Here is a 12,576-nt window from a genome sequence, read left to right as displayed (position 1 = left end):
ACCACGATCAGGAACTCGATCGGGCTGAAGCCCTGCTCGACGACCCAGCTGGTGATCGACTGCGGGATCTGCTCGGTAGTCAGCACGTGGGCGAACAGCATGGCGTTGGCGATGATGAACATCAGCACCACGCTCAGCTTGCCGGCCTCGATGATCACCTTCGGGCACTCGCGGATGGTCATGTCCTTGTAGACGAAGATCGCCACGAACGCCGCATAAACAGCCGCCACGGCAGCCGCTTCGGTCGGGGTGAACATGCCCGAGTAGATGCCGCCGAGGATGATCACGATCAGCAGCAAGCCCCAGCCTGCCTTGCGGCCGGCGACGAGGATTTCCTTCATCGAGGCGCGGGGCAGCGATGGCATGTTCTTCACGCGGGCCATGATGTAGATGGTCACCATCAATACCAGCCCGAGCAGCAAGCCTGGCACCACACCGGCCATGAACAGCTTGCCCACCGAGGTTTCGGTCGCGGTGGCGAATACCACCATGACGATCGACGGCGGGATCAGGATGCCCAGTGTGCCAGCGTTACAGACGATACCAGCGGCGAAATCCTTGGTGTAACCGGAGCGCACCATGCCGGCGATGACGATCGAGCCGACCGCTGCCACCGTGGCCGGGGACGAGCCGCTCAGCGCGGCGAACAGCATGCACGCCATGATCGCGGCGATGGCCAGGCCACCCTTGATGTGGCCGACGCAGGCGTTGGCGAAATCGATCAGACGACGGGCCACGCCGCCGCTGGTCATGAATGCGCCGGACAGCAGGAAGAACGGAATCGCCAGCAGCGTGTAGTGCTCGCTGGTTTCGAACAGTTTGATCGCCAGCGAACGTACCGAGTCGTTGCTGAAGAACAGGATAGTCATGGCCCCGGACAAACCCAGGGAAATCGCCACGGGAATGCCGATAAACATCAGCACGAACAAGGCGACGAACAGGAAGGTAATGGTCATTTGGTGGTCTCCGCCTTGTCGGTTTCAGCCAGTTTCACGGCGTCGTCCACTTCACTGTGCAGGCCCATGCCTTGCTGCTTGCCCTGCAATACACGAATGAATATCTGCAGGAAGCGCAAGAACATCAGGGCGAAACCGATCGGTACGATCATCACGATGTGCCACTGGCGAACACCGAAGCGATCCAAGTCCTCGGCGCCGGTGCCGACGGTGTACAGCACGGAAACCCATTGCTCGCTGGAGTAGGTCATCAGGGCGCAGTAGCCAAGGCAGATGAGCAGCGCGAGGATGGCCATCAAACGTTGATTGGCGGGGCTGAATTGGCGGACCAGCAGGTCGACACCGATGTGCGCGCCGATGCGCACGCCCCAGGCCAGGCCGACGAAGATCAGCCAGCCGAACATGGCCTTGGTGAGGGCCACGCTCCACGTCATTTCCTGGGCGACATAGAGGATGCTGTCGCCGATGCTGAACATCGCATCGTTGGCGAACGGCAGCGAATCACCCAGGGAATAGAAAACACCGTAGAGGTTGTTGAAAACCACGTACGAGAAGGTCACCAGGGTCATGCCTGCAAGCAGGAACGCCACCAGTATTTCCTCGAGTTGGTTCCAGACACGAGCGACAGCGTGCATGGGTTTTCTCCGTCAATAAAGCGGTCGCGAAGCGACGAATAGGACAGCAGCACACCGCGCGACAACCTCAATGAAGTTATCGGTCGGATCTCTGTCGGTGAAGCGGGCGGCGATCCCGCTCAGGAATCGCCGCCGGAGGTCAGCCTTAGTTGGCTTTGTTGGAAGCTTCTGCAGCTTTGATCAGATCAGCACCGATCTCGCCTTCGAACTTCTTCCACACTGGGCGCATGGCTTCGCGCCACTCTTCACGCTGCTCAGGAGTCAGGGTGACGATTTCAGTGGTGCCTGCATCGAGGATGCGCTGCTTGTCTTTCTGGTTCAGCTCGCCTGCCTGCTTGTTCACCTCGACGGTGACCTCAGCCAGGATAGCGGTCAGTTCGGTGCGGATGTCTTCCGGCAGGCCGTCCCAGAACTTGGTGTTGGTGATCACCATGTAGTCCAGCACGCCGTGGTCGGACTCGGTGATGAACTTCTGCACTTCGTGCATCTTCTGGCTGTAGATGTTCGAGTAGGGGTTCTCGGCACCGTTGACCACACCGGTCTGCAGGCCTTGGTACACCTCGGCGAAGCTCATCTTACGCGGCGCAGCGCGCAGGGCCTTGAACTGCTCGTCCAGTACGGCAGAAGCCTGTACGCGGAATTTCAAACCGCGAGCGTCTTTGGGCTCGACCAGTTTCTTGTTGGCTGACAGCTGCTTCATGCCGTTGTGCCAGTAGCCCAGGCCGGTGATGCCTTTGCTTTCCATGCTGGTCAGCAGGGATTTGCCTTCAGGGCTTTGCTGGAAGCGGTCGACGGCGTTGATGTCGTTGAACAGGAACGGCAGGTCGAAAATCTGGATCTGCTTGGTGTAGTGCTCGAACTTGGCCAGAGACGGGGCAATGATCTGCACGTCGCCCAGCAACAGTGCTTCCATTTCCTTGCCGTCGCCAAACAGCGAGGAGTTCGGGTAGACCTGCACGGTCACCTTGCCGGCCATGCGCTCTTCAACGAGCTTCTTGAACAGCATGGCACCCTGGCCTTTCGGCGTGTGCTCGGCAACTACGTGAGAGAACTTGATGCTGATCGGGTCGGCAGCCTGGGCCAGGCCGGCGATGCTCAGCGACAGGGCACAGACCAGTGCCTTGGCAGTGAATTTGAACATGCGATGCTTCCTCTTGTTGTTGGATATCGTGCGAGGCGCCGAGGCGCTAAAACGAGCGAACAAGAGCAAGTCGAGGATTGCCGCTTTTTTTGCGGCGTATCGGTTGGCAGCGATTAGCCTGGACTTGTACTTGTTTTTCGCTGGTTTGAACAATAGCAAGCGCTGTGCCAGCACGCGACCCGAATGCGCAGAGCTGCTATGCGCCTCTCGCAAAGCCTCACCAATCAAGGATTGTTCCAATTACGCTTTTTTCATCCGCTAGACGGGTGGCGGCCTCGGGGGATGCGTATGGCGCAGTGCTCGGCAGTATCGGCAGAAATCCGCTTATTTATTCCGCATCCTCTGGCGAACTTCCGCCGGAGTCCGAGAAATTCAAGCCGTGCTTGCGCAGTTTGTCGTGCAGTGTCTTGCGGGGCAGGCCCAGAGCTTCCGCCAGGCTGCGCAGGGAATTGTGGGAGCGTGCCAGTTCCGCGGCGATCAGAGCGCGCTCGAACGCTTCGACCTGCTCGCTCAGGCTGCCAATCAGTGGTGCATGGTGCAGCTGATTGTCGAGCATCAACTCAAGCCCAAGCTCCAGGCCGAGCGCGAAGCGTTCCCCCGCGTTCTGTAGTTCGCGTACGTTACCGGGCCAGGGATGGCGCAGCAGCATGGCGCGCTGACCGGGCTGCAACTCGCGCTCAGGCAGGCCATGGCGTGCGCTCGCGGTATTGGCGAAGTGCTGGAACAACAGGAGAATGTCTTCACCGCGTTCACGCAGCGGTGGAATGCGCAGCGGCGCGACGTTCAGCCGGTAGTACAGGTCCGCCCGGAAGCGGCCCTGGTCAGCGGCGGCCCGCAAGTCTTCCTTGGTGGCAGCGATTACCCGGATATCCAGCGGGATCAACTGATTGCCGCCAAGGCGCTCGACTACACGCTCCTGCAGCAGGCGCAATAGTTTGACCTGCACATCCAGGCTCATGCTCTCGATCTCATCGAGAAATAGCGTGCCGCCGTTGGCGAATTCGAACTTGCCGATGCGCCGTTTCTGCGCGCCGGTGAAGGCGCCGGGCTCGTGGCCGAACAGCTCGCTTTCCACCACCGATTCGGCCAATGCGCCGGCGTTGATGGCCACAAACGGCCCGTCACGGCGGTTCGACAGGTCGTGCAGGGCGCGAGCAACCACCTCCTTGCCGGCGCCGGTTTCGCCAAGGATCAGTACATCGGTGCTGATGCTCGCCAGAGAACCGATCTGCTCGCGCAGGCGCTGGATAGCGGCCGAGTGGCCAACCAGGCGGCCTGCAAGCTGCTGGCGGTCGGCAAGGGCCAGGCGCAGGCTGCGGTTGTCCAGTACCAGGCGGCGCAAGGCCAGGGCCCTGCGCACGCTTTCCAGCAGGTCTTCGCTGGCGAAGGGTTTTTCCAGGAAGTCATAAGCACCGGCGCGCATCGCCTGCACGGCCAGGGGCACATCGCCGTGGCCGGTGATCAGCAATACCGGCAGTTCGGGGTCCTGCTCGTGCAGTTGCTGCAGCAATTGCAGACCGTCGACACCGGGCATGCGGATATCGCTGACCACCACGCCCGGCCAGTCACGATCGATGCGCTCGGCGAGCCCTTTGGCATCGGCCAGCGTGGCGACCTTGAGACCTGCAAGGTCGAGGGTCTGGCTGAGGGCCTGGCGCAGGTGGGGATCATCGTCGATCAGCAGGACCTGGGTGCGGGCGTCGATGGTGCTCATACGGCGAAGTCCTCGGGCGGCTGGATGTTCACGCCATTTTCAGCTGTGTGCAGGCGCAGGATCAGGTGGGCGCCGCCATTGGGGTGGTTGCTGAACAGCAATTCGCCGCCCAGGGCGCGCATCAGGGTATCGCAGATTGCCAGGCCGAGGCCGAGGCCCTGGGCGCTGGTTTTGGTGGTGAAGAAGGGTTCGCGAGCATGCGCCAGCGCCGTTTCGGAGAAGCCCGGGCCGTTGTCACGCAGGTGCAGTTCGACCAGGTTGTCGTGCACTTCAGTGCTGATCCAGATACGTCGCGGTTGCGCCCGTTCGCCAAGGGCGTCGAGGGCGTTGGCCAACAGGTTGCTGAGCACTTGGCGCAGGCGCGTCTCGCCGGCCTGTACCCACAGCGTGGCGTCGGGCAGGTCGCGGATCAACTCCACGTCCATGGCCCGACGGCGTTTGGCCAGCAGCGCCAGGGCATCGTCGATGGCCGGCTGCAGGGCGACGCTTTCCGGCGCATGCCGGTCGCGGCGGGCAAAGGCGCGCAGGTGGGCGATGATCGAGGCCATGCGTTCGGTGAGCTGGCTGATCAGCTTGAGGTTGCCACGGGCGTCTTCGGTGCGTTCGTGGTCGAGCAGTACGCCGGCGTTCTCGGCGTAGCTGCGGATGGCCGCCAGCGGCTGGTTGAGTTCGTGGCTGATGCTGGCGCTCATGGTGCCCAGGGCCGTCAGTTTGCTCGCCTGCACCAGTTCGTCCTGGGCTTGCACCAGCTCCTGCTGGGCTTGCTCACGTTCCAATACTTCCTGCTTGAGGCGGCTGTTGAGGCGCTCAAGGTCCTGGGTGCGCTCCTGCACGCGCTGCTCCAACTCCTGGCGGGCGCGGGTACTGAGGGCGATGCGGTCGAGGTAATGGCGACGGCGCTGCATCATCAGTCCGAGCAGCAGGATCAGCACCAGCAGCGCACCGCCGCCGATCGCCACCACAGTGCGCACCGAGCGGTCGAGCACTACGCGCGGGGCGAGAATGCTGACGCTCCAGCCGGTCTCGTCGAGCACCCGGCTTTGTGTCAGCCAGACCTCGGGGTCCAGCTGCAGGGGCGGCGGTGATTGCGTCGGGTAAGGCTGAATGGCGGCGATGGAGGCGCGCTCTGCCTTGTCCAGTGGGCGGCTGGCGTGAAACCGCCAGTCGGGGCGCGAGGTCAGGATCACCACGCCATTGCCGTCAGTCACCAGCAACTGCTCCGGTGTATTGCCCCACAGGCTTTCGGTGTGGTCGAGATCGACCTTGATGACCATCACACCGATCTTCTGGTTGCCATCATAAACGGCGGAGGCAAAGTAATAGCCGCGCTTGCCGGAGGTGGTGCCGAGGCCGAAGAAGCGTCCCAGGCGGCCTGCCAGCGCTTCCTGAAAGTACGGCCGGAAGGCGAAGTTGCCGCGCACGAAGGTGTCTTGCTGATCCCAGTTGGAGGCCGCCAGGGTCTCGCCGGCGGGGTTCATCAGGTAGATCACGTCGGCGCCGGTCTGCTGGCGTACGCGCTTGAGCAGTTGGTTGGCGGCAGCCTGAGCGTCTGCATCGCCCGGCGTCGTCAATACCGTGCGCAGGCCCGGCAGATCGCCGAGAATCGGCGGCAGCACTTCATAGCGGCGCAGGGTGCCCAGCAGGTTGGCGACATACAGGTCGAGGGTCTGCCGGTTCTGCTCGGTCAGCTCGGCACGGTAGTAGCGTTCGGCAAGGTGCTGCAGCGGCCACAGCAGTGGTGCGAGCAGCAGCGCCAGGATGGCCAGGCTGCGCCAGCGGGGGCGTTTGGGCATGGTGGTGGGAATCGTGTTCATCAAGTAGGCGCCGTGAAGACCCGGGCATTATGAGCGCAGAAGCGTTCAGCCTGGTAGCTCGGGTCAAAAGTGGCGAAACCCAGGAACGCCCCTGGGTATTGCCGCGCTCAACCCAGGCTACGGGGTGGCGTTAGCGCGGGTTGCTGAGGCATTCCAGCAGGCCATCCTGCCAATCCGGCAGGCGCACGCCCCAGTCACGCTCCAGGCGGCTGCAGTCCAGTCTTGAATTGAGCGGGCGTTGGGCGGGTGTCGGGTACTCGCGGGTGGCAATCGGCGTGAGGCGCGCCGCGGGTTTGCCTTGCGTCAGCAGCTGCGCGGCGATGGCCTCGGCGAAGCCGAACCAGGAGGTCTCGCCTTGGGCGGTGAAATGGTAGAGCCCCCAGGCGCCAGGCTGACCACCTTGCCAGCGCTGGACCAGTTGTTCGGTGGCGGCGGCGATGCTGCCCGCCCAGGTCGGCGCGCCGATCTGGTCGGCGACCACGCTCAGTTGCTCGCGCTCTTGCAGCAAGCGCTGCATGGTCAGCAGGAAGTTACGCCCGTACCGCGAATACACCCAGCTGGTGCGCAGGATCAGATGTTTGCCGTCGACCGCCGCGATGGCTTGTTCGCCGGCCAGCTTGCTGCTGCCGTAGACACCCAATGGATTGGGCAGGTCATCCTCGTCGTAGGCGCCGAGCTTGCTGCCATCGAACACATAGTCAGTGGAGTAGTGAATCAGCGGCACGTCGAGCCTGGCTGCCTCTTCGGCGAGGACGCCGGGGGCGATGGCGTTGATGGCGAAGGCGGCTTCCGGCTCGCTTTCGGCGGTGTCGACCGCCGTGTGCGCGGCGGCATTGATGATCAACTCCGGGCGCAGATGGCGTACGGCTTCACGAAGGCGCCCGGTATCGGCGAGGTCGACTTGCTCGCGGCCCAGCACGATGAGCTCGTGCTCCTTACTAAGTAGCAATTGCAGCTCGCGGCTGACCTGGCCGTGCTGGCCGAGCAAAAGAATTTTCATGAGAACAGCTCGGCCTCGTCGAATGCCAGACCTTGCTGATCCTTCGCCGATAGCTTGGGCTCACCCTGCAACTGCCAGTCGATGGCCAGTTTGGGATCATCCCAGCGGATGCAGCGCTCAAAAGCGGGCGCGTAGTAATCGGTGGTCTTGTAGAGGAATTCGGCGAACTCGCTGAGCACCAGAAAGCCATGGGCGAAACCCTCCGGCACCCACATCTGCCGCTTGTTGTCGGCAGAAAGATGGGCACCAACCCACTGGCCAAAGGTTGGCGACTGACGGCGCAGGTCCACGGCAACGTCATATACCTCGCCCGCAGTAACGCGCACCAGCTTGCCCTGAGCCTGTTGCACCTGATAGTGCAGGCCGCGCAGCACGCCGCGCTGCGAGCGGGAGTGGTTGTCCTGCACAAAATTTGGATTCAGACCGGTCGCTTCCGTGAAAGCCTTGGCATTGAAGCTTTCAAAAAAGAAGCCGCGGTCATCCCCGAATACCCTGGGCTGCAGAATGAGTACATCGGCAATAGCGGTTTGAATAACTTGCATCAGTTGTCCTCAGCCAGGCTGAACAGGTACTGGCCGTAACCGGTCTTGCCGAAGGCCTTGGCCTGGGCCAGCAACCGGTCACGGTCGATCCAGCCCTGCCCGTAGGCGATTTCCTCCAGGCAGGCGACTTTCAGACCCTGGCGATGCTCGATGGTTTGCACGTACTGCGAGGCTTCCAGCAGGCTGTCGTGCGTGCCGGTGTCGAGCCAGGCGAAACCGCGGCCGAAACGCTCGACACGCAGGTCGCCGCGCTGCAGGTAGGCGTTGTTGATGTCGGTGATCTCCAGCTCGCCGCGCGGCGATGGTTTGACCGCCTTGGCGATCTCGATCACGTCGTTGTCGTAGAAATACAGCCCGGTCACTGCGTATTGCGAGCGCGGCTGGGCAGGCTTTTCTTCGATGGAAATGGCCTGGCCCTGAGCATCGAACTCGACCACGCCGAATCGCTCCGGGTCGCGTACCCAGTAACCGAACACCGTAGCGCCTTTGTCCGCGCTCGCAGCACGCAGCAGTTTTTCGGTGAAGTGCTGCCCGTGGAAGATGTTGTCGCCGAGGATCAGGCACACCGGATCAATGCCGATGAACTGCTCGCCAATGATGAAGGCGCGCGCCAGGCCATCCGGCTCGGGCTGTTCGGCGTAGCTCAACTGCAGGCCGAACTGGCTGCCGTCGCCGAGCATCTTCTGGAACTGCGGCAGGTCATGGGGCGTGGAGATGATCAGAATCTCGCGGATGCCGGCCAGCATCAGCACCGACAGCGGGTAGTAGATCATCGGCTTGTCGTAGATCGGCAGCAGCTGCTTGGAGACGCCCAAGGTAATCGGGTGCAGACGGGTGCCGGAGCCGCCGGCGAGGATGATGCCTTTCACTGTTGTTGCTCCTTGGGGGCGCCGAGCCGCTCACGCTGATAACTGCCGTCCTGTACGCGGCGGCACCAGTCGAGGTTGTCCAGGTACCAGCGCACGGTCTTGCGCAGGCCGCTGGGAAAGGTTTCCGCTGGCGTCCAGCCGAGCTCGCGCTCGATCTTGCTGGCGTCGATGGCGTAGCGCAGGTCATGGCCGGGGCGGTCGGTGACGAAGGTGATCTGCTCGCGGTAGCTGCCCGCAGCACGCGGTTGCAGCTCGTCGAGCAGGTCGCAGATGGCATGCACCACGTCGAGGTTCTTCTGCTCGTTGTGGCCACCGATGTTGTAGGTCTCACCAACCGTGCCGCGACTCACCACTTGCAGCAGGGCGCGGGCGTGGTCCTCGACGAACAGCCAGTCGCGCACCTGCTGACCGTTGCCATACACCGGCAGCGGCTTGTCATCCAGCGCATTGAGGATGACCAGCGGGATCAGCTTCTCGGGGAAGTGGTACGGGCCGTAGTTGTTCGAGCAGTTGGTCAGCAGCACCGGCAGGCCGTAGGTGCGCTGCCAGGCGCGTACCAGATGATCCGAGGCGGCCTTGCTGGCCGAATAGGGCGAGCTGGGTGCGTAGGGCGTCTGCTCGGTGAACAGGTCGTCGACGCCGTGCAGGTCGCCGTACACCTCGTCGGTGGAGATGTGGTGGAAGCGAAACGCCTGACGCCGCGGCTCGTCGAGGCCCAGCCAGTAGGCACGAGTGGCTTCGAGCAGGGCATAGGTGCCGACGATATTGGTCTGAATAAATGCTGCGGGGCCGTCGATGGAGCGGTCGACGTGCGACTCGGCAGCCAGGTGCATGATGGCGTCCGGCTGAAACGCCTGCAGCGCCTCGGTCACTGCCGCCTGATCACCGATGTCCGCCTGCAGGAAGCTGTAGCGCGGGTTGCCGGCTACCTGCTGCAAGGACTCAAGGTTGCCGGCGTAGGTCAGTTTGTCGAGGTTGAGCACCTCATGATCGGTATCGGTGATCAGGTGACGAATCAGCGCGGAGCCGATGAAGCCCGCGCCGCCGGTGACGAGAATGCGCATGTGAAGAGTGCCCGACGGTAAAAGTGTGAAGTATGCCTGCCCGGTCTGTTTTAGGTACAGCGCTCGAGCCTCGACTACCGTGACGCCGGGCGGATCGTGCGCTGCTTGTGGTTAAGCCGGCGAATTACAGCTGCGCGCTGGAGAAGGTGTCGCACGCATTGACCTTGCCGCCTTCGAAGCCGGTGGTGAACCAGCGCACGCGTTGCTCCGAGGTACCGTGAGTGAACGAGTCCGGCACCACCCGGCCGCGCGACTGTTGTTGCAGACGGTCATCGCCAATGGCATTGGCAGCGTTCAGCGCCTCCTCCAGATCGCCGGGCTCGAGCCAGTCCAGGCGCCGCTGCGCGTGGTGTGCCCAGATACCTGCCAGGCAGTCGGCTTGCAGCTCCTGGCGTACCAGCAGACCGTCGGCGCCCTCCAGGTTCTCGCCGCGCTGGCGTGCTGCGTTGACCTTGGCAGAGACGCCGAGCAGGGTTTGTACGTGGTGGCCGACCTCGTGCGCGATCACATAGGCCTGGGCGAAGTCGCCCGCCGCACCGTAGCGCTGCTCCAGGTCGCGGAAGAAGCTCAGGTCCAGGTAGACCTGCTTGTCGCCCGGACAATAGAACGGGCCGACTGCCGAGCTGGCGAAGCCGCAGGCCGAATTCACGCCGCCATCGAACAGCACCAGGGTTGGGTCCTGGTACTGGCGATCAGCGGATTGGAATATTTCGCGCCAGGTATCCTCGGTATCGCCGAGCACGGCTCTTACGAATTGCGATTGTTCGTCATTCTCCGCCGGTTGCTCCGTCTGGCTCGTTGGGTAGCCGCCAGATTGTCCGGCCAGCTGGCCAAGAATCTGCATCGGGTCCTGTCCCATCAGCAGGCCGACCACCACGACAATGGCGATGCCGCCAAGGCCCAGGCCTCGCCCACCACCAAACCGCGAGCCTCCGCCGCCGCGCGCATCCACTACGTTGTCACTGCGTCGTGCTCGTTTCCAGCGCATGGCGATGTCCTTTCAATGGGCGATTCAATTGCCCGGGTAGCTACTGACCACGCTTTCGCCGCCTTGTGCGTCCAAACCGATAACCTGATAGGCGTCGCGAATATTGCCGCGCTCCATGCCGGGCGAGCCGGTGGGCATGCCGGGAGCAGCGATACCGAGCAGATCCGGGCGTTGGCGCAGCTTCAAGATGTCTGCCGCCGGCACATGGCCTTCGACGAATTTGCCATCAATCACGCCCGTGTGACACGACCCCAGGTGCTCGGGAACCCCGAGGCGCTCCTTGACCGCGTGCATGTCGGTCTCGACATGATCATTGACCTGAAAACCGTTGGCCTGCAGGTGGCTGATCCAGCCCGTGCAGCAGCCGCAGTTGGCATCGCGGTGCACGTCGATGGTGAGTGGCTCGGCGGCCTGGGCGATACCGGCGAACAAACCGGCGAGCAAAAGCAGTGGGCGCATGCAGAAATCCTCGCTGAATGTCGAGCGAGCATAGCGCTGCGCGAGTTGATTTGCTTGAGCCTTGTCAGGCCGATCCGCGGGATTTGGCGAACCGCTCCAGGGGGCATCTCATCGCCATGGCTGCCAGCTCATCGGAGGCTGCAGAATAGAGCCACGGTGCATCGGCAAAAGTGGCATATGCTGACTGTTCATCGCCGCCCGAGGAGCCTGTTCATGTTGATTGCCCGTGTATTTCTCGCTGCTCAGATCCTTGTGCTTGCCGGGTTTGGCGTCGCCTACTTCCTGCGACCACAAGAAATGGGCGCGGTCAGCGGCATGCTGCTGATGGAGGCCGCAGCGGTCACCGATGTGCGCGCTTATTACGGCGCCCTGCAGATCGGTATGGCGGTATTTCTTGGTCTGGGCCTGTGGTTGCGTGATCTGACTCGCCCAGTGCTGCTACTGCTATTGGTGCTATACGCCAGTCTGGCGCTCGGGCGTATCGTTGGGCTGTGGCTCGATGGCGGGGCGCAGCAGACCTTCAACCTCTGGGCCGCGCTGTTCGAGATTGTCTCCGCTGGGGTTGCAGGCTGGCTTCTGCAGCGCCTGCGCGGGCGCGGTGAACCGCAGCGATACGCGACGGATGAGTGACCTCTGTATCCGCGCGGCCGGCCCGGACGATGCCGAGGCGATCAGCCGGGTGGTTATCCAGGCGCTACGCCATAGCAATGCGCAGGACTATCCGGCAACGGTGATCGAGCGGGTTGCGGGCAACTTTAGCGCTGCTGCGGTGACCCGGCTGCTTGTCGTGCGTCAGGTGCTGGTGGCTGAGCGAGAGGGTGCCATCGTCGGCACGGCCAGTCTGGATGGCGAGGTGGTCAGAACGGTGTTCGTCACCCCGGCTGTGCAAGGCTGCGGAGTGGGGCGGGCGCTGATGAGCGCCATCGAACTTATGGCAAAGCAGGCCGGCGTGCAGCGGCTTGCCGTACCGTCTTCACTGACCGCTCGGGCCTTCTATGCACTGCTGGGCTACAGCCTGGTTCGTGAAGTTGTCGATAACGACGAGATTACCCTGGTGATGATGCGCGACCTGTGAGGCATGCACTTTTCTGCGGGCAATAAAAAACCCGCCGAAGCGGGCTTTTACTGACCAATGCCAACGTCCTGTCGGCTTGCCATCCTGGCTATGGTCACGTCATCCATGACCCTGAGCACGTCCTGTGCTGCAGGAATGTGGCTAGATTACGGCGTTAGCGCGGTCGAGACGAGAGCGATACAGCGCTTTGCCGTGTAAGCCTTTCGCTATAGCGATGCGTGTTCCCCGGCAGCCCAAGTGCAGGGATCACGCCGCTCAACAAGCTTTAACAACCTTTAACAACACCCTATGCCGATCCATCCCTAGGCTTCGAGTCGTT

The 12,576-nt window shown here is 62.7% G+C and carries 13 protein-coding genes; 2 read left to right on the top strand and 11 right to left on the bottom strand.

Annotation, left to right across the window (positions count from 1 at the left end; all coding sequences use genetic code 11):
• From BLS60_RS17140 to BLS60_RS17085, 11 genes are all read right to left on the bottom strand, one after another.
• Window positions 1-956, bottom strand: a 956-nt coding sequence (locus BLS60_RS17140; protein ID WP_092370410.1) for a TRAP transporter large permease, incomplete at its 3' end; no start/stop codon positions are given.
• Complete coding sequence (locus BLS60_RS17135) at window positions 953-1,591, bottom strand: TRAP transporter small permease (protein WP_092370407.1); 639 nt, start codon at window positions 1,589-1,591, stop codon at window positions 953-955. The genes BLS60_RS17135 and BLS60_RS17140, both read right to left, overlap by 4 nt.
• Window positions 1,592-1,736: 145 nt before the next feature.
• Complete coding sequence (gene dctP / locus BLS60_RS17130; protein WP_070880457.1) at window positions 1,737-2,732, bottom strand: C4-dicarboxylate TRAP substrate-binding protein DctP; 996 nt, start codon at window positions 2,730-2,732, stop codon at window positions 1,737-1,739.
• A gap of 328 nt (window positions 2,733-3,060) precedes the next feature.
• Window positions 3,061-4,446, bottom strand: a complete 1,386-nt coding sequence (locus BLS60_RS17120) for a sigma-54-dependent transcriptional regulator (RefSeq protein ID WP_092370401.1) — start codon at window positions 4,444-4,446, stop codon at window positions 3,061-3,063.
• Complete coding sequence (locus BLS60_RS17115; RefSeq protein ID WP_172139417.1) at window positions 4,443-6,260, bottom strand: sensor histidine kinase; 1,818 nt, start codon at window positions 6,258-6,260, stop codon at window positions 4,443-4,445. Before BLS60_RS17115 ends, BLS60_RS17120 begins: the two co-directional genes overlap by 4 nt.
• Before the next feature lie 130 nt (window positions 6,261-6,390).
• A complete protein-coding gene (gene rfbD, locus BLS60_RS17110; protein ID WP_092370398.1) occupies window positions 6,391-7,260 on the bottom strand; it encodes a dTDP-4-dehydrorhamnose reductase in 870 nt (289 codons plus the stop codon).
• Complete coding sequence (gene rfbC / locus BLS60_RS17105; RefSeq protein ID WP_092370395.1) at window positions 7,257-7,802, bottom strand: dTDP-4-dehydrorhamnose 3,5-epimerase; 546 nt, start codon at window positions 7,800-7,802, stop codon at window positions 7,257-7,259. Before rfbC ends, rfbD begins: the two co-directional genes overlap by 4 nt.
• Window positions 7,802-8,671 carry a glucose-1-phosphate thymidylyltransferase RfbA gene (gene rfbA / locus BLS60_RS17100; RefSeq protein ID WP_070880461.1) on the bottom strand — a complete coding sequence of 290 codons (870 nt, stop codon included), beginning with the start codon at window positions 8,669-8,671 and terminating at the stop codon, window positions 7,802-7,804. Before rfbA ends, rfbC begins: the two co-directional genes overlap by 1 nt.
• The gene (rfbB, locus tag BLS60_RS17095) at window positions 8,668-9,735 is read right to left on the bottom strand and encodes a dTDP-glucose 4,6-dehydratase (protein ID WP_092370392.1); all 1,068 of its coding nucleotides are present in this window, start codon (window positions 9,733-9,735) and stop codon (window positions 8,668-8,670) included. Before rfbB ends, rfbA begins: the two co-directional genes overlap by 4 nt.
• Before the next feature lie 124 nt (window positions 9,736-9,859).
• The gene (ypfJ, locus tag BLS60_RS17090; RefSeq protein ID WP_070880463.1) at window positions 9,860-10,723 is read right to left on the bottom strand and encodes a KPN_02809 family neutral zinc metallopeptidase; all 864 of its coding nucleotides are present in this window, start codon (window positions 10,721-10,723) and stop codon (window positions 9,860-9,862) included.
• A gap of 24 nt (window positions 10,724-10,747) precedes the next feature.
• The gene (locus tag BLS60_RS17085; RefSeq protein ID WP_092370389.1) at window positions 10,748-11,182 is read right to left on the bottom strand and encodes a DUF411 domain-containing protein; all 435 of its coding nucleotides are present in this window, start codon (window positions 11,180-11,182) and stop codon (window positions 10,748-10,750) included.
• A gap of 213 nt (window positions 11,183-11,395) precedes the next feature.
• On the opposite strand from BLS60_RS17085, the gene BLS60_RS17080 reads away from it, so the two are divergent.
• Window positions 11,396-11,812 (top strand): DUF4345 domain-containing protein, encoded by a 417-nt coding sequence (locus BLS60_RS17080; protein ID WP_092370386.1) that lies wholly within the window; start codon window positions 11,396-11,398, stop codon window positions 11,810-11,812.
• On the top strand, window positions 11,805-12,257 hold the full coding sequence (locus tag BLS60_RS17075) for a GNAT family N-acetyltransferase (RefSeq protein WP_092370383.1): 453 nt from the start codon (window positions 11,805-11,807) through the stop codon (window positions 12,255-12,257). The genes BLS60_RS17080 and BLS60_RS17075 overlap by 8 nt, the downstream gene beginning before the upstream one ends.
• The last annotated feature ends 319 nt before the right edge of the window (window positions 12,258-12,576 follow it).

Origin of the sequence: Phytopseudomonas seleniipraecipitans (assembly GCF_900102335.1) — a bacterium.
Classification (GTDB): domain Bacteria; phylum Pseudomonadota; class Gammaproteobacteria; order Pseudomonadales; family Pseudomonadaceae; genus Aquipseudomonas; species Aquipseudomonas seleniipraecipitans.
Note: the sequence above shows the minus strand (reverse complement) of the source record. Positions and strands in the feature narration are given on the sequence as shown.